The organism is Nocardia higoensis, from assembly GCF_015477835.1.
In the GTDB taxonomy this organism is placed as follows: Bacteria; Actinomycetota; Actinomycetes; order Mycobacteriales; family Mycobacteriaceae; genus Nocardia; species Nocardia higoensis_A.
On the sequence record NZ_JADLQN010000001.1, the window covers coordinates 117409 to 137742 of the forward strand.

The following is a 20334-nucleotide window of genomic DNA, read 5'->3' on the forward strand; positions in this document are numbered from 1 at the left end:
CTAGTCACTCTTTTAGTTGTAGAAGAAACCAGGTTCTCCGTCCCACTGCGCGGTGGCACCTGATACACGAAAGGTGAACGAGGTCATGGACGTTGACGTTGTGGGGCGACTGCTGTCGACCCTGCCCGAGGATGACGATCACCCTTACCGCACGGGCCCCTGGCGTCCGCAGACCACGGAGTGGAAGGCCGACGACCTGACTGTCGTCGAGGGGGTGATCCCGGCCGATCTGGACGGGGTCTATCTGCGCAACACCGAGAATCCGCTGCACCCCGCGACGCGTAACTACCACCCCTTCGACGGGGACGGCATGATCCACGCGGTCGGCTTCCGTGATGGAAAAGCCTTCTACCGCAACCGATTCGTGCGCACCGATGGGCTGCTCGCCGAGAACGAGGCGGGGCGCGCGCTGTGGGCGGGCGCCTCGGAAATGCCGGCGTGGGCCGAGCGCGAGGACGGCTGGGGTGCGCGGCGCCGGATGAAGGACGCCTCGAGCACCGACGTCGTGGTGCACCGGGGGAGGGCGCTGACCAGTTTCTGGCAGTGTGGTGATCTCTACCGGCTCGATCCCTACTCGGCGCGCACTCTCGGCAAAGAGGACTGGAACGGCAAGTTCCCCTACCATTGGGGTGTCTCCGCGCATCCGAAGGTCGACGACGCCACCGGTGAACTGCTGTTCTTCAACTACAGCAAGGAAGCGCCGTACATGAACTACGGCGTGGTGGACCAGAACAATGATCTGGTGCACTATGTGGACGTCCCGCTGCCGGGCCCGCGGCTGCCGCATGACATGGCGTTCACCGAGAACTACGCGATCCTCAACGACCTGCCGATGTTCTGGGATCTCGAGAAGCTCGAGCACGGCGTCCATCAGCCGCGCTTCCATCGTGACATGCCGTCGAGGTTCGCGGTGATCCCACGTCGTGGCCAGAGTTCGGACATCAAGTGGTTCGAGGCCGCGCCGACCTACGTCCTGCATTTCGCCAATGCCTACGAAGATGGCGACGAGATCGTCCTCGACGGCTTCTATCAGGGCCAACCGGAGCCGTCCACCGCGGGGATCGAGGGGAAGTGGCAGCGCGCCTTCCGCTTCCTCGCCCTGGACTACATGCAGACCCGGCTGCATCGCTGGCGTTTCAACCTCGTGACGGGGCAGGTCAAGGAGGAGCCGCTCAGTGAACAGATCACCGAATTCGGCATGATCAACGGCGCGCACGGCGGCCGCGAACACCGCTACGTCTATGCCGCCACCGGGAAGCCGGGGTGGTTCCTGTTCAACGGTCTGGTCAAGCATGATGTGAAAACCGGTGCGGAGGAGCGCATCTCCTTCGGGGAGGGGGTGTACGGCAGTGAGACCTCGATGGCTCCCCGGGTGGGCAGCACCTCCGAGGACGACGGCTACCTCGTCACACTGACGACGGATATGAACGCCGACGCCTCCTATTGTCTGGTGTTCGACGCGGCCCGGATCGGTGACGGACCCGTCTGCAAACTCGCCCTGCCTGAGCGGATCTCGAGCGGCACCCATTCGACCTGGGCGGCCGGTTCGGAGTTGCGCCGTTGGCGGACCACGGACTCGGCCGCGGAAGCGATCGGACTGTAGTTCGCAGCAGGGCCGCGGGGGTTCTCGTCGATGCGTACGCGCAACGGCGGGAACCCTTCGTCGTGTGCCGGAAAGGTGACTGTTCATCATGTATTGATCCGTATGCGTTCGATGTCTTTTAGGCATTGGTGCTCTATGTCCATAGGGCGGGCGATCTCGTTGTCGCTCCCGTGATACCGGATATCGCAGGCCGTTGTTACGAAGATGTGGCGAATTCGTTGTGCGACTCTCTCTAATGTAGTAGTGTGAGTCACACCGCTAATTGAAGCGATAACTGTCGGGTGTGGTGAGCCGAATCGTCGACCCCCGCCAGTGAGATCGTCATGTCAGGAAGGTGAACCCATGGTCCAGGCCAAGCGCGGACTGCATCCGAAAGCCCGCGTCGAGGACTTCCTCGCTCGTGGATGGTGGACGAACGAGACTCTGGATCACGCGTTCCGTGCCCAGGTCGATCTCCGCGGCGAGGCCACCGCGATGGTGGATCCCGCGAACCGGCGTGATCTGGTCGGCTCGGATCCGCGCCGCGTCACCTGGAACGAGCTCGAGTCCGAGGTCACCCACCTCGCTGCCCGTCTGATCGAACGCGGCATCGGCCGTGGTGATGTGATCGGCGTGCAGTTGCCCAACTCCATCGAACTGGCGGAGGTCTATCTGGCCGCGTGGACGATCGGTGCGGTGGTCTCGCCGCTGGCCATGCAGTATCGCGAACACGAGATCGTCACGATGGCCAATCGCGCTCGGTTCCTCACCCTGATCACCACCAGCCGGTTCGGTGATCGGAGCCCGGCGGCCGACGTGATCGCCGCCGCCGACCGGATCCCGTCGCTACGTTCGGTACTGACCATCGGCGCCGCCGACGAGGCCACCGACGCCTCGGACGCGCACCTCGTGCCAGGGCCGGCCTCGGCGCAGGACCGGGCACTGCTCGAGGCTCGGCGCGTCGAGGACCCGAACGAGCCCAACGACTGTGTGACCATCTGCTGGACCTCGGGCACCGAGGGAGAGCCCAAGGGCGTGCCCCGCACCCATTACGACTGGATCGCCTTCTCGGTAGCGACAATCGACGCACCCCGCGTGCAGGCCGAGGATGTGCTGCTCAACCCGTTCCCGATGATCAACATGGCCGGCATCAACGGGATGTTCCTGCCCTGGCTGTTCACCGGTGCCACGCTGGTACAGCATCATCCGTTCGACGCCCCCACCTTCTTCGCCCAGATCGCCGCCGAACGCGTCACCTATACCCTCGCACCGCCCGCCCTGCTGTGGATGCTGCTGCACAACGAGGCGTTGCTGTCGAAGATCGACCTGTCCAGCCTCACCCGGATCGGCTCCGGGTCCGCCCCGCTGCAGCCGCCGATGGTCCGTGGCTGGCAGGAGCGATTCGGCTTGAGTGTCATCAACTTCTTCGGCTCCAACGAGGGGGTGGCCCTGCTCTCGAGTGCCGAGGACTTCCCCGATCCCGACGACCGGGCTCGCTACTTCCCCCGCTACGGTGCCCCGGGAACGAACTGGTCCTCGCGCATCGCCGACCGGGTCAGCGTGAAGCTCGTCGACACCGAGACCGGTGAACTGATCACCGTGGCGGGCAGGCCGGGTGAGCTGCGGATCGCCGGGCCGACGATCTTCCCCGGTTACGTCGACGGCGAGACCCTGGCGAGTCCGTTCGACGAGGAGGGGTACCTCAGGACCGGTGACATCTTCGAGATCGCGGGTGAGAGCGATCAATACCTGCGCTATGTGGACCGGAGCAAGGACCTGATCATCCGCGGCGGCATGAACATCGCACCGGTCGAGCTCGAGGCGATGATCGCCGAGCATCCGGCGGTCGCCGAGGTCGCCGTTGTCGGTGATCCCGACGACGTTCTCGGCGAGCGGGTCGCCGCCGTGGTCGTGCTGCGTCCGGACGCCGAACTCACGCTCGAGGAGGTGGTCGAGTTCCTGCGCGAGCGCAAACTGGCTTCCTTCAAGCTGCCGGAACGCCTGGAGATCCGAGAGATCTTGCCGCGCAACGCTGTGGGCAAGCTGCTCAAGCGCGATCTGCGCAAGCAATCGCTGCTCGCGGACTGAACGATCAGAAAGGTCATCCATGGTTTACCGTGTCGTCCAGTGGGCCACCGGCGCGATGGGCACGGCGATACTGCGCGCGCTGATCGATCACCCCGCCACAGAATTGGCCGGTGTCTTCGTCTACGGCGCGGACAAGGAAGGACTCGATGCGGGCGTCATCGCCCGCCGCCCCGACACCGGCGTCCGGGCGACCCGGTCGGTCGAGGACATCCTGGCCCTGGACGCCGATGTGGTGATCCACGCGGCGCGGCTGGGTCCCTACGGCAGCCATGACGACGAAATCATCGCGCTGCTCGAATCCGGCAAGAACGTCATCACGATCAACGGGTACAGCCATCCCGAGTACTGGGCGGGGCCGCGCGCCGACGCGCTGGCCGCGGCCTGCGCGAAGGGCGGCTCCAGCCTGGTCTCGGCCGGGCTGAATCCGGGCTTCATCGGTGAACAACTGGCTGTGGTGGTCTCGGGTCTGACCCAGTCCCTGGACCGCCTCCTGATCGTGGAGAACGTCGACAGCAGTGCTGTGCGGCAACCGGAGTACCTGTTCGGCATGCTGGGCTTCGGCGCAGATCCGGCCACCATCGATCCCGATGATGTGAACTGGGGGCCGGTGTCCGCGCTGAACGGCATGTACGAGGAGTCGGTCGCCGCCGTCGCGTCGCGGCTCGGTCTGGTCTTGGAACGGGTGCAGACCGAGCACCAGGTGTACTCGGTCGACCACGACATCGAGATCCGCGCAGGCGTGGTGAAGGCAGGCACCGTCACCCACACCAACTGGCGGTGGCACGGGATCGTCGGCGGGAGGCCCACCATCACCATCTCGATCAACTGGTTCATCGACGCCACCCATCTCGAGCGCACGGATCCGCCGCTGTGGCAGGTCGAATTGACCGGCCATCCGGGCGCGACGATCACCATCGATCTGCACAAGCATCCCGACGACACCACCCGGATGACCGCCGAGCAGTACGCGGTGGCGGCCTCGGTGGTCAACACGGTCCCGTTCGTGTGCGACGCATCGCCCGGCCTGCTCACCCGGCCCAGTGTCACACCGTTCCGTGGTGACCTGCGCCCCGTCACCGTGTGAGCACGCGGCCACACGTCGTCCATGCCAGCCCGCCGATGCCGGACATCGGCGGCACCCGATTGGAAACCCATGTCTCAGTTCAGCTCCGATGTTTTCGTCTACGACGCGGTGCGCACGCCGAAGGGCCGTGTCAAGCGCAACGGCGGGACACTGGCCGAGGTACCGGCCTACGAGTTGCTCGCCACCGTGCTACGAGCTCTGCGCGCCCGTGGCCTGAATCCGGATCTCGTCGATGATGTCGTCATCGGTACCAGTACCGCGGCGGGGGAGCAGGGCGGTGATATCGCGCGGGCGGCCACCCTGTGGGCGGGCTGGCCCGACGGGGTGCCCGGCGGTGTGGTGTCCCGGCTGTGCTGCTCCGGCCTGGACGCGATCGCCACCGGTGCCGCCAAGATCGCCTCCGGACTCGACCGGATCGTGATCGCGGGCGGTGTCGAATCCATGTCGCGAGTGCCGATGCTGCTCGACAAGCCGGCCTTCGCGTTCGAAGGAGAACTTCAGGACCGCACCGGCTACGTCACCATCGGGGTCGCGGCGGATCTGACCGCCGCCGACTTCGGTTTCGGCAGAGCAGATCTCGACGCGTACGCGGTGCGTTCCCACCGGCGCTCGGCCGCCGCGCCGGTCTCGGATTCGATCGTTCCGGTCCTGTCGGGCGACACCGTGATCCTCGACCGCGACGAAGGCGCTCGACCGGATGCCGAGATCGCCGGCTTCGCCGGACTTCCCACGCTCTTCGGCGACGATCCCTCCTGGGAGCGGGTGGCCACGCAACTGCCTGATTCCATACGTCCGGTCGGTGGGCTGCACACCGTCGGCACGGCACCACAGCTGTCCGACGGCGCCTCGGCGATACTGCTCGGATCGGAGCAGGCGCAGTCGGCGATCGGTACCGCGCCGATCGCGCGGATCGCCGGTGTCGCCCAGCGCGCCGTGCGTTCCCCTCGGCTCACCGCCGGAGTCGAGGCCGCGCGCGAGGCCATGAAGCGCGCCGGCATCACCGCCGGGCAACTCGATGTGGTCGAGGCCAACGAATCCTTCTCGGTGTCGCCGCTGTTGATGATCCAGCAGCTCGGTTTGGATCCGGAGCGAGTGAATCCGCACGGCGGCGCGGTCGCCACCGGGCATCCGCTGGGAGCAAGTGGCGGCGTGCTGCTGGTGAACGCGCTCGACCAGCTCATCCGGACCGATGGCGAATTCGCGTTGCTGACCATCCCCGGTGGCCTGGGACTGGGTTCGGCCGTCGTCGTGCAGCGAATCAGGTGAACGATGTTCGAGAAGCAGGACCTCCCATGACCACGATCAACGGGTTCGTCTCCGAGACGACCGGCTCCGGCGCCGCGGCACGCGTGGTCGATCTGTCCGACGCTCTCGCCGCGCTGGACCTGACCCGGGTGGACGCCGACCGTTTCCGGGCTACCAGCCTGGATCTCGGATTTCCCCGCCTGTTCGGCGGCCAGCTGCTCGCGCAGGCGCTGGTCGCCGCGACGCATACGGTCGACAGCGACATGCGGCCGCATTCCCTGCACGCCTCGTTTCTTTCCGGGGGCGATGCCGACAAGCCCCTCGACCTCGTGGTGACACGGCTGCGCGACGGCAGACGGATGGCACGCAGGCAGGTGGTCGTCGAACAGGGTGGGCGCGGCCTGATGACCGCGATCGTCTCGGCCGCGACCGATGTCCCCGGACTGGAACACCAGGACCGCATGCCCGACGTGCCCGCGCCGCCGCAGTGCCCCACGATCGAGGAATGGACGGCGCCCTGGGGAGGTCTCACCGAGACCTGGGTGACGACCGGTCTGGTGGAGCTGCGCATCGTGCCCGAGCCCATCCCCGACCGGACGATGGTGTGGTTGCGCGCCGAGGCGGCGATGCCCGACGACCAGCTGCTGCATCAGGCGATGACACTGCTGATGTCCGACATCACGGCGTTGTCGGCCGGACTGGCCCCGCACGGTGTGCCCGTCGGTGGAGAACACCTGGGCGAGCAGCCGTGGGACGGCGTGTCGATCGACCACGCCATGTGGTTCCACCGGCCCGCCCGAGCTGATGGCTGGCTGCTGTACGTGCAACGTTCACCGTCGGCGTTCGCCGGTCGCGGGCTGATCGTCGGCGAGGTGTTCGACGAGAGTGGCCGGTGCGTCGGCTCATTCACCCAAGAAGGCTTGTACTTCCCCGATATTCCCGAACAACGATCGGAGTAGCGATGGACGCCGACGAGAAGCTGGCGCTCGCGCGGAAGATGTTCCACGCCTGGGACACCCTCGACTGGGACGGCGTGGTCGCGCTGTTCGCCGAGGACGGTGTGCTGCACAGCGTCATGCAGGAACCGGTGGTCGGCAGGACCGCCATCGCCGAACGCATCGGACTGCTCGGCAGCAAGACCGAGCGGTGCAAGTTGCACATCAAGGCGCTCGGCATCATCGACGGCCGGGTATTCGTGGAGCGGGTCGACGACTTCGTCTTCGACGGCAATCACGGTGAGGTGCCGGTGGTCGGAATCCTGCGAATGGCCGACGGCATGATCACCGAATGGCTCGAGTACTACGACCGGCCGACTCTGCTGGCCGGTCTGGGCTGGAGCTCCGAGCCGCACTGACGGGTCACCTTCCGGCGTCCCGCTTGCCCTGACGCCGATGCTGCGGCCGTCCGTCGGCCGCGCCGTCGTCAAGCGATCCGGCAGCGGTGCCCGCGCTCGATCCCACCGACGCCGAGGGCATCGCTCGCGGATTCTTCGCGGGTCGTCATCGGCAGTGACTGTGGCGCCGACCTTCGGCGTCGAGACCTGTGCGTCGGCGGTGGTCAGTGGATGACCGGGGTCGTCGAACAGATCGAGCTGACCCCGCACCGGCGGCCCTTGGTCGCCGCTCTTCTTTCGCACGGCCCGGCCCCCCGCACCCGGGCCGTGCGAATTCGCCGGGACGCACTCCCGCGTTTCGGCATCGGCGGTTCGCGCCGCCATCAGGTAAGTCGAAGGGAAACAGCAGATGAGGAAATTGGTAGCGATGGCTGCGGGTGTCGCCGCGGTGTGTGGAATCACCGCGGGTGCGGCCGGCGCCGCGCCGAGCGGGGACGGAATCGTCGACTTCACGGCCTACGCCACGGACTCCCAGAGCGTCATCAGCATCGATGAGGGCGCACTGGTCGTCGAGGAGTCCACCCTGAAGGTGAAGGCCGCCGACGGTCGCCTGCTCGCCGGAATGCCGCTGAACTTCCGGATCGATGACTTCGAGTTCCCGATCGCGGCCGAGATCTCCGGTCGCACCGCGACGCTCACGCCGCAGTTCGACCGGGAACACGCGGTGTTCAAGCCGGTGGCGCTGCCCTACGAGGACAAGGCGCCGTGGAAGAACGAGTACGACCGTGAGGTCTCCGCCTGGGCCCGCCTCACCAGCACCATCGCCATGGGCGCCGCCATCGGCACCACTGTCGGCGGTATCGGCGGCGCGGCCGTCGGTTGTGTGCTCGGTGGTATCGCGGGCGCGACGGTCGCCTCGGCCACCATCATCGGGCTGTTCGGTCCGTTCATCCCCGCGGCTGCCATCGGCTGCCTCGGCGGTGTGATCGCGATCGGCGCGCTCGGTACGGTCGCCGGTCAGCTGCTGATCACCGGTCCGGTGGCGATCGCGGCGGTGATCCAGTACTTCACCACGATCAACTCCCCGGCGCCCAACCCGGCTCCGGTGAAGTAGAACCGACAGAGCCGAACATCCTCGTTCGGACCGAAGTCTCCATCCGGATTCGTTGCCGGGTGGAGCCTTCGGTGTTCGACGGGTCAGAGTTCGATGTGGTGCGACCTCAGCGAGGCCGCGGTCATCGGCGGCGCCCACAGCAGCGTCGACTACGTCGGCAGCCAGCGGCGCGAGGGCAGTGGGGGAACGATCCAGAACACCTCCCCGGCGACCGAAGCCGGGGAGGGGAGTTCGATCCGATCTCCGGCGTCGAGCAGCTGACCACCGCGCGATTCGACATCCGTGCCGCCCACGACCGCGTCGGTCTCGGTGATGAACACCTGCCGCTCATCCGGGATTGCGATGTGTTGCATCAAAGTCCTGCTGTCGGAGCGGTGGCGTGCGGCCGCGGCTCAGGCGGTCGCCTCGGCGGCGAAATGCTGGAACGCCGCTTGGGCCTCGGGGAATGTATGCCGCGCGCCGTTGCGGCTGGTGGCGAGCAAGTCGGCGAGATCGCTGGGGTCGGCGGAGGCGGGCAATGTGACAGTCGCGCCTTCGACGGCGTCGGCCGTGCGCAGTGCGCCGGCGGCCGCCACGATCACCTCCCCGTTGATCGTCGATCGCGGATCGAGAAGGGCGCGCACGAGCGGGGCGACAGCCTCGGCCTGCATTTTCGCGGCATGGCGAGGATCGATGTTCGCTTCGGTCATCTGGGTGGTGGCGTAGGGCAGCACCGTGTTGGTGTAGACACCGCGACGCGCGCCCTCCACCGCCGCGGTGCGCCCGAAAGCGATCACCGCACCCTTGCTCGCGGCGTAGGCGGAGACTGTCGGCTCGCCGTGCAGACCCGCGGTCGAGGCGACGAGCACGATCCGTCCGTACCCGGCCTCGCGCATGACCCGCGAGGCTGCCGCGGCCGGCAGGATCGTCCCGGTCACGTTGACCGCCAGCACATCGGTGAGATTCTCCGCGGTGGTCTTGTGGATCATCTGCGGCCGGCTGATCGCGGCATTGGTGACCAGCGCGTCCAGCCGACCCCACCGATCGAGGGCCGTCTGCACCAGCCGTTCGGCTGTGCCGGGATCCTCGACGGCGCAATAGTCGGCGACAGCGTCTCCGCCCATCGCCAGTATCTCGCGCACGACGTGGTCGGCAGGTCCGAGCCCCCGGTCGTCGACGACTCGATTGCGATTGTTGACAACGACGCGTGCGCCGTGGGCGGCGAGGTCGAGTGCGAAGGCACGGCCGAGGCCCTTGCCCGCACCGGTGATGACGACGACGTGATCAGTCAGTGATGGTCGCATGCGCTGTCCTTTACTCGTGTGCGCTTCCTGGGGTGAGCTGCGGATCACCTTTGTTCGCGAATGAGGTCCAGCGCACTTCAGTGGGGAGTTCTACTCTGTTAGTTGTAGCTTGGCCTGGCGGCTTTGCCAACCCACCTTCTCCGAATTGCCCGCTTCGCCCTGTTCGGGGGGCGCGGCGAGTTCTACACGGCGATCGCATGCCACGATCGGGCCCGAGTTCTCGACGATCGGGATGACACGGGAAGCCGGCTACACCTTCGGCGCGCTCGGATTCATCGGTTCCGATATTCCGCTGCTGGTGTCGAGATGCCGTGCGAGGTTGCGCAGGCCGACTCGTGCGCGGCGACGCATGACGGCGGCGGCCAGGGGCAACAGAGTCCATCGCAGTACGCGGGCATCGGCGCGACTGTACATCCGCCACCGGATCGCGCAGTGTTCCGCATCGATGGCGTGGATGTCGATCTCCATGCGGGGGCGAAGTATCGGGAGGTTTCCTTCGGTGACCAGCCGCGCCGGTGGGCAGGCTTCGCGCACGTGCAACGAGATCGTCGCCGTACCTCGGAAGGGCACCGTGATGTTCTCGGCGTATCGCTTGCCCGGCGTCTCGGGCGCCAGGTCGTCGGCGGCGGTGACCGACTCGACGCCGGGGAACCAGTGGGGGAAATTCTCCAGGTCGGCGGTGAAGGCGAACGCATCCGCGTCGGAACAGGAGGCGGTGACTCGGGTGTCGGCCAGCAGGTACATCTCAACTCCTTCGGGTGGGTGATCGAGGCGAGGCTAAGGTGTGGACCGAGGTCTACAGTCAAGGAGAGAACCGTGCTGATCGGTGAGCTGGAAACACGCACGGGCGTCGGCAGGCATGCGTTGCGCTATTACGAGCGCCGCGGACTGCTCGGTGAGATCGGTCGCACCGCGGGCAATTACCGCGACTACCCCGAGGGGCTGGTCGAGCAGATCCGGCTGTTGCGCAGTATGCAGTCGCTGGGGTTCTCCCTGTCGGAGATCGGACAGGTTATGAACGGTGTGCGCGCTCGCGACATCGACTGCGCCGACGGCGCCGCCTTGCTCGCGGCCAAGCGCAGCCGCGTGGATGAACAGATCGTCGCCCTGCGAGCGCTCAGCGAACAACTCGCCCGCGAACAACGACACCTCGAGAAGAGAGCGCGTCGCCATGGCAAGGTGCCCGGCCGACCCCGCCCCCACTCGGGGAGGATGGGCTGAACCGGTGTGGACGACTCGCCGACCTCACCGCGCCGGTGCGCCGCGGGCCTGCCGCCTGTGACACCGGCTCGCGGCAGGCCGCTGTCGGCCGAGCCGGTATCCGCTACCGGACGCGGCGCGGGCTGTCGAACGAGCCGTCCTGTCCCGCCACGCGAGTCCGTCGGCAGCGGCGCTGCGCTCGAGGAACGACTTTCCGCCTCGCCGTTCTGGCGCGCCGAATGGTGGGCTTTCGGAGAGGGCCGGGGCGGGTTCCGCTACTGGCCGCTCTCCCACATCGGACAGTGGATCTTCACCCTTTCCGGCCCGGCCTACGTTTCGGGATTCCTCGCGGTCGTGCTCACTTGAAATTCGCCCTGTATGTGGGGTGACACGAGCAGGCGATCGTGCTGGGGCGGCGCGCAACTGCCGAGGGAGATGCTCGGCCGGTGGGCGATCAGCACAGTTGTCCGGCCGGTAGCCGGGGTCGATCGGGGATCGCGCGATGATGCTCGTAGGCGTACCGTCGAGAGGGTGAGCAGTGGCGCCGTTCCAGCGGTAACGGTCGAGGGCTCGAGCTTGTGGGCCCGGGTGTTCGCCGCGCTCTACGACCCCCTGCTGTGGATGGGGGAGCGGGCGGGGATGGGCGCTCGCCGACAGGATCTGCTCGGTCGTGCGCAGGGGCGGACGGTCGAACTCGGCAGCGGTACCGGTCTCAACCTGGGCTACTACCCCGACGGTCTCGACGAGCTGATCTTGACCGAACCGGAGGCCGCGATGCGTGTGCGGCTGGCGCGGAGGCTGGACCGCAATCGACGTCGGGCGCGTGTGCTCGACGCCTCGGCCGAACGGCTGCCGTTCGAGGACGCGACCGTCGATACGGTCGTGTCGACGCTCGTGCTGTGCACCGTCGACGACCCCGATCCGGTGTTGCGGGAGATCGAGCGCGTGTTGCGCCCCGGCGGTCGGCTGTTGTTCCTCGAGCACGTGCGTTCCCGGTCGCCGCGACTCGCTCATTGGCAGGATCGCCTCGCCGAGCCGTGGCGTCGGTTCGCGGAGGGCTGCCACTGCAATCGTGACACCCTCGCACTGATCCGGGCGTCCGGGCTGGAACTCACGGACGTGCGGGAAGCGACGTGGCGGGGCATGCTCCCGATCGTTCGTCCGCTGATCACGGGTGTGGCCACCAAGGGCGATCACTGACCGGAGCCGGCACCTCGGCTCCAGCCTCCATTTCGCTCAGCGGGGGTCGAGACTGCTACCCGAACAGGTGACGGTTGTGACCGCCCCATCCTCTCGGCCCCGTCCCGGGTGGCTGACCGGGCGCCGACCGATGTCCCGATGCCGCCGAGGACAGGGGCGACGAGGCACTGGGGTAGCCGACTACTCATGACAGCGGCTGCGCCCCGGTCGAAGACTGGAAGGCGATTCGATCTCGGCGCGAGCCGGAGTTCGCGCCGGCCACCTGGAGGTCCCTCATGGTCAGCACAGCATCGATCGATCACTCCGCGACATCGACCACGCGGAAATCCCGGCCCTCACCTCGCCCGGCGCTCGCCGTCCGGTTGTCGAGGGTGGCCGCCGAGGCGCTCGACCGCCGCGTCGGCTGGTTCCGGTTGCCCACGCCGATGGGATTGGCCGTCCTCGTCGGACTCCGGAGCCGGCTGCGCGCGGACAATCTCTTCGATACCGGCCCACACCCGGACGGCCCGCTACCCGCCGATGAGCGCCCCGCGGACGAGCAGCTGCGCGCCCGCACCATCGACGGGAGCTACAACGACCTCGCCGATCCGCGCGCGGGCTCGGTCGGCTGCCGGTTCGGACGCAACGTGCCGCTCGAGTCCACCCGTCCGGAAGGTCCCGAGCGGATCATGGAACCCAATCCCCGCGTCGTCAGCCGTGAGCTACTGACCCGCGAGCGGTTCCAGCCGGCGACCACCCTGAACTTGCTGGCGGCGGCCTGGATCCAGTTCGAGGTCCACGATTGGGTCAGCCACGCTGACACCGAGACCGAACACTGGACGGTGCCGCTGCCGGATCGTGACCCGTGGCCGGAGCCGTCGATGACGATCCGCCGGACCCCCACGGTTGCGGCCCCCGATCCCGGCGGACCCCCCACGTACACCACCCGGGAATCGCACTGGTGGGATGCCTCCCAGATCTACGGCAGCACAGTGAAGTTCGCGGAGGCGCTGCGCACGGGGGAGAAGGGGCGGCTCCGGATCGACGAGCTTGGGCTGCCGCCGCTGGACGTGGAGAATCTGCTGGACCTGTCCGGTCCGGCGGCCAACGCGTGGGTCGGCCTGGCGCTGCTGCACTCGTTGTTCATGCGCGAGCACAACGCGATCTGCGAGCGTCTGGCGCGGCGCTACCCCGAGATGAGCGACGAGCAGCTCTACGACACGGCCCGTCTGGTGAATGCGGCACTGCTCGCGAAGATCCACACCGTCGACTGGACACCGGCTGTCATCTCCCACCCCACCACCGTCGCCGCCATGCGCGCCAACTGGTTCGGCATCCTCGGGGAGCGGATCGCCCGCCGGTTCGGCCGGGTCAGCGGCAGCGAAGTGCTCAGCGGCATACCGGGATCGACCGTCGAGGATCACGGTGTCCCGTATTCGCTGACCGAGGAATTCGTCGCCATGTACCGGATGCATCCCCTCATCCCCGACGAGTTCACCGTCCGCAGCCTGACCGACGACCGGGTCCTCGCCGAGCACATCCTGCCCGATCTGGGTATCGACCACATTCGCGAACGCATGACCGAGCACCCGGTGGACACCCTGCTCTACTCGTTCGGCCGCGCCCATCCCGGCGCGTTGACCCTGCACAACTATCCGATCCACCTGCAGGAACTGCGGCGCCCGGGCCACCCGGTGATGGATCTGGCGACGGTGGACATCCTGCGGACGCGTGAGCGGGGAGTGCCGCGCTACAACGAGTTCCGCCGTCTGATGCGGCTGCGGCCCGCGTCCTCGTTCCAGGAACTGACCGACGATCCGGTGTGCGCGGCCGAACTCGAACGGATCTATGGCGACGTGGAGGACGTCGATCTGATGGTCGGGCTCTACGCCGAGCCGAAGCCGCCCGGCTTCGGGTTCAGCGACACCGCGTTCCGGGTGTTCGTGCTCATGGCCTCGCGGCGGCTGTCGGCCGACCGGTTCTTCACCACCGACTTCCGCTCGGAGGTCTACACCGAGGCGGGTATGGCCTGGGTGCGCGACAACACCATGCGCAGCGTGCTGCTGCGCCATTTCCCCACCCTGGCGCCCGCGCTGGCGGGCGTCGCCAATCCGTTCGCTCCGTGGCGCAGCGTCGATCCGCGCGAGCGGGAAAGGACCCGACCGCGATGACCGACCTGGGCGCACCGCACACCACCGGCACCTACCTGCGTTACCGCGACGACCTCGAACAACCGCGTCCCGATGAGGAACGCGACATCGACAGGATCATCACGGTGTTGCGTTCCAACCTCGAAAGGGCTTACCGCACATACAAACACGGTGTACGCGACGCACACGCCAAGAGTCACGGCATTCTGCGCGGCGAACTCACCGTCCACTCCGGTCTCCCCACCGAACTGGCCCAGGGCCTGTTCGCCACCCCGGCCACCTATCCGGTGATCGCCCGGCTCTCCAGCACCTCGGGGGTGATCCGCAGCGACCAGTTGCGCGGGGTGCGCGGGCTCGGCATCAAGGTCCTCGGTGTGACCGGGCCCCGCATCCTGCCCGGTGATCAGGCGGACACGCAGGACTTCATCATGGTCACCCACCGGGAATTCCTGTTCGCCGATGCCCACACCTACCTCACCCGCGGGATGCCCACGGCGTGGGTGCTGGCGCGGTTGCCCGACGCCGTCCTGAACACCGGCGCCACCCTGGCCTCCGCGTTCGACAGACAGGTGTTGCGGCGTCTCGGACGCCGGGTGCCGCCGAACACGGCCGTGTTCATCAGGCCCAACACCCACATCCTCGGCGAGACCTTCTACACCTCGGCACCCCTGCGCTACGGCGATCACATCGCCAAGATGCTCTACATCCCTGTCTCACCCGAGGTCCGCGCACTGCGCGAGCAGCCGGTGGACCGCAGAGCGGGAATCAATGCCCACCAGGACGCGGTCGTGGACTTCTTCGCCGACCACAGCGCCGACTACGAACTGCGCGTGCAGCTGTGCACCGACCCGGTGATCATGCCCATCGAGGACGCCACCGTCGCCTGGCCGGAGGAACGATCACCGCATCGGGCGGTCGCGACCATCCACTTCGACCGCCAGGACCCCTACACCCCGCAACGCCGGGCGTTCGGTGACGATGTGCTCTCCTTCAACTCCTGGCGCGGACTCGCCGCCCACCGTCCGCTCGGCTCGATCAACCGGCTCAAACGGCGCGTCTACGAGGCATCGAGCAACTACCGCCACCACGTCGACAACGCCCCACGGCTCGAACCCACCGCCGATCAGCTCCCACGATGACCACCCAGGGGCGCCTACCTGCGAGAATGCTTTTCCCCGCGGACCTGGGAGAACTAGAATGGTCTCTTGTGGGAGATCGTTGGCAGCTCCTCGATCGCCCCGCCGAGTACGAAGCCGTTCGCACGGCGTTGACGAGCGGCGACATCGGTGGTGTGGTGCTCGTGGGCGCCGCAGGGGTCGGTAAGACCACCCTCGCCCGGCTCGTCACCTCCGGGCTGGGCGTTCCCGTGCAATGGGCTGCCTGCACCGAGTCGTCGCAGGCTATTCCCCTCGGCGCCTTCGCCCCGTGGATCGACGCGACCTCGACCCGCGATCCCATCGCGCTGCTCGGCTCGGCGCGGGAGAACCTGCTCACCGAACACGCCACTGTGATCGGTGTCGACGACGCGTACCTGCTCGACAGACTCTCCGCGACCCTGCTGCATCAGATCGCCGTCGACCGCGCCGCTCCGATCGTGGCCACCGTCCGCAGCGGCGAAACGGCTCCCGACGCGGTCACCTCCTTGTGGAAGGACGGATACCTCGAACGGGTCGAACTGCCTCCGCTGACCGAACAGCAGTGCGTCGCCCTGGTCGAAAACGTCCTGGGCGGCACTCTGGAAGGTCTCAGCGCCGATGTCATGTGGGAGACCTCGGGGGGAAACCCGCTTTTCCTGCGCAATCTCGTCGAGGGCGCGCTCGAGGCGGGCACCCTGACCGAGGTCGACGGGGTCTGGCAACTGCGCGGTCCGACGGCGCTGCCCTCGGGCCTGGTGGCCCTGCTGGACCGCAGGCTCTCCCGGGTGGACGAGCCGGTCCTGGAGACCCTGAAGATGCTGTCCCTCTACGAACCGCTCGATATCGACGTCCTGGTAAATCTGGTCGGCGAGCACGCCGTCGACGCCGCCGAGGTATCGGGCCTGATCCGCACCAGCCGTGACGGCCGCGCGGTCGGCGTCCGCTTCAGCCACCCGCTGCTCGGTGAGGTGGTGCGCCGCCGGATCGGCACGGCCGCCGCGCGTGCCCGCCGGGGCCGCATCATCGACATGCTGCGTGATCAGGCTCCGAGCACCGCCGCCCACCGCATCAGACTGGCCCAGCTCTGTGTCGAGGATGCCAGGCCGATCGACAGCGGCCTGTTGATCACCGCGGCCAAAGACGCTGTCGCGCTGTCCAATCTGCCGTTGGGTGAACGCCTCGCGCGCGCCGCTTTCGAACGCGGCGGCGGGCTGCCCGCGGCCGAGGTACTCGGCCGCGCCATGCTGTGGCAGGGACGTCCGAAGGAAGCCGCCCATCTCCTCGCCGACTTCGAGCCCGATCAGCTCGACGAACTCCAGCTCGTCCAGTGGGGAATTCCGTATGCCGGGGTGCTGTTCTGGGCCATGGGCGAGGTCTCCCGAGGCCACGAGACCATGGATCTGCTGAGTGAGCGTGTCGATCATCCCGCGCTGCGCCTCGTCGTCGACGCCGCGAACGCGGCGATGGCGGTGCACGAGAACCGGATCGCGGTCGGCATCGATGCCGCCGAACGGGTCCTCGCCGACCCGAACTCTCCGAAACAAGCCGTCGACTGGGCGGCCTTCGCCCTCGGGCTCGCGATGCCGGTGGCCGGTCGGGGCGTCGATTTCGCGCCGATCGCCGCGCGCAGCCGGGCTCAGCAGAAGACCACCGACGGGATGATCCGGGTCATGGTGTGCTATGGCGACGTCCTCGCGCTGACCCTGCTCGGCGAACTCGACCTCGCCGAGCGGCGGGCCGCCGAGTATTGCCAATTCCATTCTTCCGCACAGTTCCTCGGCTGGGCGATCGCCAAGGTCGGCTGCGCCACGGTGTCCACTTACCGTGGCCGTTTCCGCGCCGCGATCACCCTGTACGAGCAGGCCCTGGCCGCACTGAACGCCGAGTCCCCGCTGCCGTGGAAACTGCCCGCACAACTGATCCTGGCCCGCGCCTACGCGGCTGTGGGCGATGCCAGACAGGCCGAACGGGTGCTGGCCGACGCCGAAGAACACACCGGCCCGCACATGGCACTGCACGAACCGCAACGCGTGATCGCCCGCGCATGGCTGGCGGCATGCGCGGGCAGCAGGCATTCCGCGGTCGAACTCGCTCGCAAGGCCGCCGACATCGCCCACAGCGCGGGCCAATACGCGTTGGAAGCGGAGGCACTGCACCATGCCACCCGCTTCGGGGACCGGACCCTGGCCCGACGTCTGGCCGCTCTCGTCGGCCGGGTGCAAGGGCGCGTCGTGGCGATCTACGCGCGTCACGCCGCCGCCTTCGAACGCTCCGACACGCGCGCGCTGGACGCGGTGAGCGTCGAGTTCGAACAGGCCGGTCTGCTGTTGTCGGCTGCCGACGCCGCGGCGCAGGCAGTGCCGCTGCACGACCACGCGGGCAACCGGCGACTCAGCGCGCAGGCCGCGGCGCGTGCCCTCGATCTGGCGGGGCGGTGCGACGGCGCGGTCACCCCGGCCCTGCTCGCCGCCGCCCATCCCCTGCCGATCACCGATCGCGAACGGGAGATCACGGCGCTCGTCGCGCGTGGGCTGTCGAACCGCCAGATCGCGGAACGACTGTGCGTCTCGGTGCGCACCGTCGAAGGGCACATCTACCGCGCCTGCATCAAACTCGACGTCGCCGACCGCGACCAGCTCGCCGCCTTGATCTGGGGCGACGGCACACGCTGAGGCACGCTCCCGCACGTACGGATTCGCCTTGTCCGGTCCATCGCCTCCGCCCGAAGGAATTCGAGTGGTTCGTTACTCGCGATCGGCTGCTCTGCCGCGGCCACGCTGGAGTACACCATCCACATTTCTTTCGGGCGAGGTGAACCCATGGACATCGAGAGCGGAATTCCGGCCACCGCACGGTGCGAACAGGTGGACGCCGCGGCGCGGCGTTTCGCCGACAGCGCCACCCGCCGTGCGGACGTGGTCCGTCGACGACAAGCCGCGGATTCGGCCGTCGTGGACACCGCCGAAGAGATCATCGCGCGTGCCGATCGCTTGCTCGGCAGCGGCGAGGTGCCCGCGCGGGCGGTGATCGAACTGGGCGGTCAGGACGCGGTGGGCACTATTCGCTCGCTGGAGCGCGTCATCGGTTTCGCCAACGAACTGCAGGCCGTCAATTTCCTGGCGCGCGGCACCCGCGCGGCGGCCGCGGTCGCGCGGATCTCCCGCTGCGACAGGGGACGCGAGATCCCGGTGGGCACCGGCTCGTTGGTGTCGCCGCAACTGTTGCTCACCAACAATCACGTGCTGCCGACGCCCGCGGCCGCCGCGTCGGTGGTGGTGGAGTTCCGCGCGGAATCGGGCATCGACAACGTGCCCGACCCGACCGCGCGCTACCGGCTCGTACCCGAGGATTTCTTCGTCACCGACGAACACCTCGACTACACGCTGGTGCGCGTGGCGCCGGGCCCCGACGGCGTGGCCGCGGGCGTGACGTTCGGCTGGAATCCGTTGATCGCCGAACCGGGCAAGATCGTGGTCGGTGAGGCGATGAACATCGTCGGCCATCCCATGGGACGGCTCAAGGAGATCTCGATCCGGAACAATCGGCTCGATCTGCAACTGGACGAATTCCTGCACTACAGCTCCGATACCGAGCCGGGGAATTCGGGCTCGCCGGTGTTCAACGATCAGTGGGAGATCGTCGCCCTGCACCACTCCGGCGTCCCGAAGAAGGACGACGGCGGCCGGATCCTGCGCAAGGACGGCACGCCGTGGCGCCCCGGTGACGGCGAGGACACCATCGACTGGATCGCCAACGAAGGGGTCCGGGTGAGCGTGCTGCTGCGACATCTGGGAGCCGGGCACTACGACGCGGCTCGCCGCGCACTGCTCGACGAACTCGGCCCCGCGGCGCACCTGCCGGGCGAGGCCGCCCTCGAGGAGGCGGCGACCGTCGCACCCGTCGCGCCGCGACTCGTGCCGACGGTCGAGGGAGTCGTGCGCGGGACCCGGGGCCGCTCCACCGCGTTCGGCGGGCGCCGCAGCCTGCTGTTCCTGCACGGCCGCGGGCAGCAGGGCCGTGACCCGGTCGATCTGCGTCGCACCTGGACGGCCGGACTGAACAAGGGGCTGACACTGGCCGACCGCCCGCCGATCGATCCCGCCGACGTGTATTTCCCCTTTTACGGCGACCAGTTGGTCGCGGGCCCGGCCGCGTCCGAATCGGCCGCGGAGACCGGTTCGGCGCTCTACGAACGCCTGGTCGCGGAGGCCGCCGACCGTGCCGGGTTGCCCAGCGCCGAGGACATTCCCGCGATGGCCGAGGAGGGGCTCGGCACGGTCGTGCTGAGCCGGGTACGTGACCGGCTCGCCTGGATCGCCGCGCGCAGCCAACTCGACTCGGCGCTGATCGGGGCGCTGTTCGGGGACGTCGCCGCCTACCTCGACGACGAACAGGTGCGCAAGAGCGTGCTGGCCACCGTCCTCGCCGACGTGCCCGCCGACGGGGAACTGATTCTGGTCAGCCACAGTCTCGGCACAGTCGTCGCGATGGATCTCCTCACCCAGTTGCCGCGCGAACTCGACGTCCGTCTGCTGGTCACCGCGGGCAGTCCGCTCGGTCTGGACGCGGTCCACCGCAAACTCCTCGCCGGTGGCCCCGCCTGGCCCGATCGCGTCGGGGAGTGGCTCAACACCTGGTATGCCGGTGACCCGATCGCCATCGGTTGCCCACTCCGACCGACCTGGGGCGCGGACCTGCGCGACCTGCCCGTCGAGAACCCGGCGGAGCGGGCGCACGATATCGCCGAATATCTCGCTCATCCCGAGGTGGCCACGGTCATCGGCGGCCGACTGGCCGATGTCGAGTAGTGCGTTACCCGCGATGCGGACGTGTGTCGGCGATGAGAGTGGACCGCGCACCGTCCGAGCGGGTGCAGACCGTCGCCGACAGTCGAGACCGGCCGAAATGCCGTCGGCCCGTTCGGTAATCGAAGGATCGGG

Annotated in this window: 17 protein-coding genes; 14 read left to right on the top strand and 3 right to left on the bottom strand. The window is 68.0% G+C overall.

Annotation, left to right across the window (positions count from 1 at the left end; all coding sequences use genetic code 11):
* The first annotated feature begins 85 nt into the window (after nucleotides 1-85).
* The 7 genes from IU449_RS00465 (at nucleotide 86) to IU449_RS00495 (ending at nucleotide 8446) form a co-directional block, all read left to right on the top strand.
* Complete coding sequence (locus IU449_RS00465) at nucleotides 86-1603, top strand: carotenoid oxygenase family protein (RefSeq protein ID WP_194999999.1); 1518 nt, start codon at nucleotides 86-88, stop codon at nucleotides 1601-1603.
* Between the two features lie 342 nt (nucleotides 1604-1945).
* Complete coding sequence (locus IU449_RS00470; RefSeq protein WP_195000000.1) at nucleotides 1946-3670, top strand: class I adenylate-forming enzyme family protein; 1725 nt, start codon at nucleotides 1946-1948, stop codon at nucleotides 3668-3670.
* Nucleotides 3671-3689: 19 nt separating this feature from the next.
* A complete protein-coding gene (locus tag IU449_RS00475) occupies nucleotides 3690-4754 on the top strand; it encodes a hypothetical protein (RefSeq protein ID WP_195000001.1) in 1065 nt (354 codons plus the stop codon).
* Nucleotides 4755-4823: 69 nt separating this feature from the next.
* Nucleotides 4824-6020 carry a thiolase family protein gene (locus tag IU449_RS00480; protein ID WP_195000002.1) on the top strand — a complete coding sequence of 399 codons (1197 nt, stop codon included), beginning with the start codon at nucleotides 4824-4826 and terminating at the stop codon, nucleotides 6018-6020.
* Nucleotides 6021-6046: 26 nt separating this feature from the next.
* Nucleotides 6047-6958, top strand: coding sequence for an acyl-CoA thioesterase (locus tag IU449_RS00485; protein WP_195000003.1), 912 nt, complete (start codon nucleotides 6047-6049; stop codon nucleotides 6956-6958).
* A gap of 2 nt (nucleotides 6959-6960) precedes the next feature.
* Nucleotides 6961-7353, top strand: coding sequence for a nuclear transport factor 2 family protein (locus IU449_RS00490; protein ID WP_195000004.1), 393 nt, complete (start codon nucleotides 6961-6963; stop codon nucleotides 7351-7353).
* A gap of 388 nt (nucleotides 7354-7741) precedes the next feature.
* Nucleotides 7742-8446 carry a hypothetical protein gene (locus IU449_RS00495; RefSeq protein ID WP_195000005.1) on the top strand — a complete coding sequence of 235 codons (705 nt, stop codon included), beginning with the start codon at nucleotides 7742-7744 and terminating at the stop codon, nucleotides 8444-8446.
* A 149-nt stretch (nucleotides 8447-8595) separates the two neighbouring features.
* On the opposite strand, the gene IU449_RS00500 is transcribed toward IU449_RS00495, so the two are convergent.
* The 3 genes from IU449_RS00500 to IU449_RS00510 form a co-directional block, all read right to left on the bottom strand.
* Nucleotides 8596-8799 (bottom strand): hypothetical protein, encoded by a 204-nt coding sequence (locus IU449_RS00500; protein WP_195000006.1) that lies wholly within the window; start codon nucleotides 8797-8799, stop codon nucleotides 8596-8598.
* 39 nt (nucleotides 8800-8838) lie between these two features.
* Nucleotides 8839-9729 carry an SDR family NAD(P)-dependent oxidoreductase gene (locus tag IU449_RS00505; protein WP_195000007.1) on the bottom strand — a complete coding sequence of 297 codons (891 nt, stop codon included), beginning with the start codon at nucleotides 9727-9729 and terminating at the stop codon, nucleotides 8839-8841.
* Nucleotides 9730-9978: 249 nt separating this feature from the next.
* Nucleotides 9979-10473: an SRPBCC family protein gene (locus IU449_RS00510; protein ID WP_195000008.1), complete on the bottom strand. Its 495-nt coding sequence runs from the start codon at nucleotides 10471-10473 to the stop codon at nucleotides 9979-9981.
* 72 nt (nucleotides 10474-10545) lie between these two features.
* On the opposite strand from IU449_RS00510, the gene IU449_RS00515 reads away from it, so the two are divergent.
* From IU449_RS00515 to IU449_RS00545, 7 genes are all read left to right on the top strand, one after another.
* A complete protein-coding gene (locus IU449_RS00515) occupies nucleotides 10546-10950 on the top strand; it encodes a MerR family transcriptional regulator (protein ID WP_195000009.1) in 405 nt (134 codons plus the stop codon).
* A 6-nt stretch (nucleotides 10951-10956) separates the two neighbouring features.
* Complete coding sequence (locus IU449_RS00520) at nucleotides 10957-11295, top strand: hypothetical protein (RefSeq protein ID WP_195002573.1); 339 nt, start codon at nucleotides 10957-10959, stop codon at nucleotides 11293-11295.
* A gap of 165 nt (nucleotides 11296-11460) precedes the next feature.
* Nucleotides 11461-12129 carry a class I SAM-dependent methyltransferase gene (locus IU449_RS00525; protein WP_324188025.1) on the top strand — a complete coding sequence of 223 codons (669 nt, stop codon included), beginning with the start codon at nucleotides 11461-11463 and terminating at the stop codon, nucleotides 12127-12129.
* Nucleotides 12130-12554: 425 nt separating this feature from the next.
* Nucleotides 12555-14279: a peroxidase family protein gene (locus tag IU449_RS00530; RefSeq protein WP_228803988.1), complete on the top strand. Its 1725-nt coding sequence runs from the start codon at nucleotides 12555-12557 to the stop codon at nucleotides 14277-14279.
* The gene (locus IU449_RS00535; RefSeq protein WP_195000011.1) at nucleotides 14276-15397 is read left to right on the top strand and encodes a catalase family protein; all 1122 of its coding nucleotides are present in this window, start codon (nucleotides 14276-14278) and stop codon (nucleotides 15395-15397) included. Before IU449_RS00530 ends, IU449_RS00535 begins: the two co-directional genes overlap by 4 nt.
* 68 nt (nucleotides 15398-15465) lie before the next feature.
* Complete coding sequence (locus IU449_RS00540) at nucleotides 15466-18066, top strand: helix-turn-helix transcriptional regulator (protein WP_195000012.1); 2601 nt, start codon at nucleotides 15466-15468, stop codon at nucleotides 18064-18066.
* 147 nt (nucleotides 18067-18213) lie between these two features.
* Nucleotides 18214-20202 (top strand): S1 family peptidase, encoded by a 1989-nt coding sequence (locus IU449_RS00545; RefSeq protein ID WP_195000013.1) that lies wholly within the window; start codon nucleotides 18214-18216, stop codon nucleotides 20200-20202.
* Nucleotides 20203-20334 lie beyond the last annotated feature (132 nt).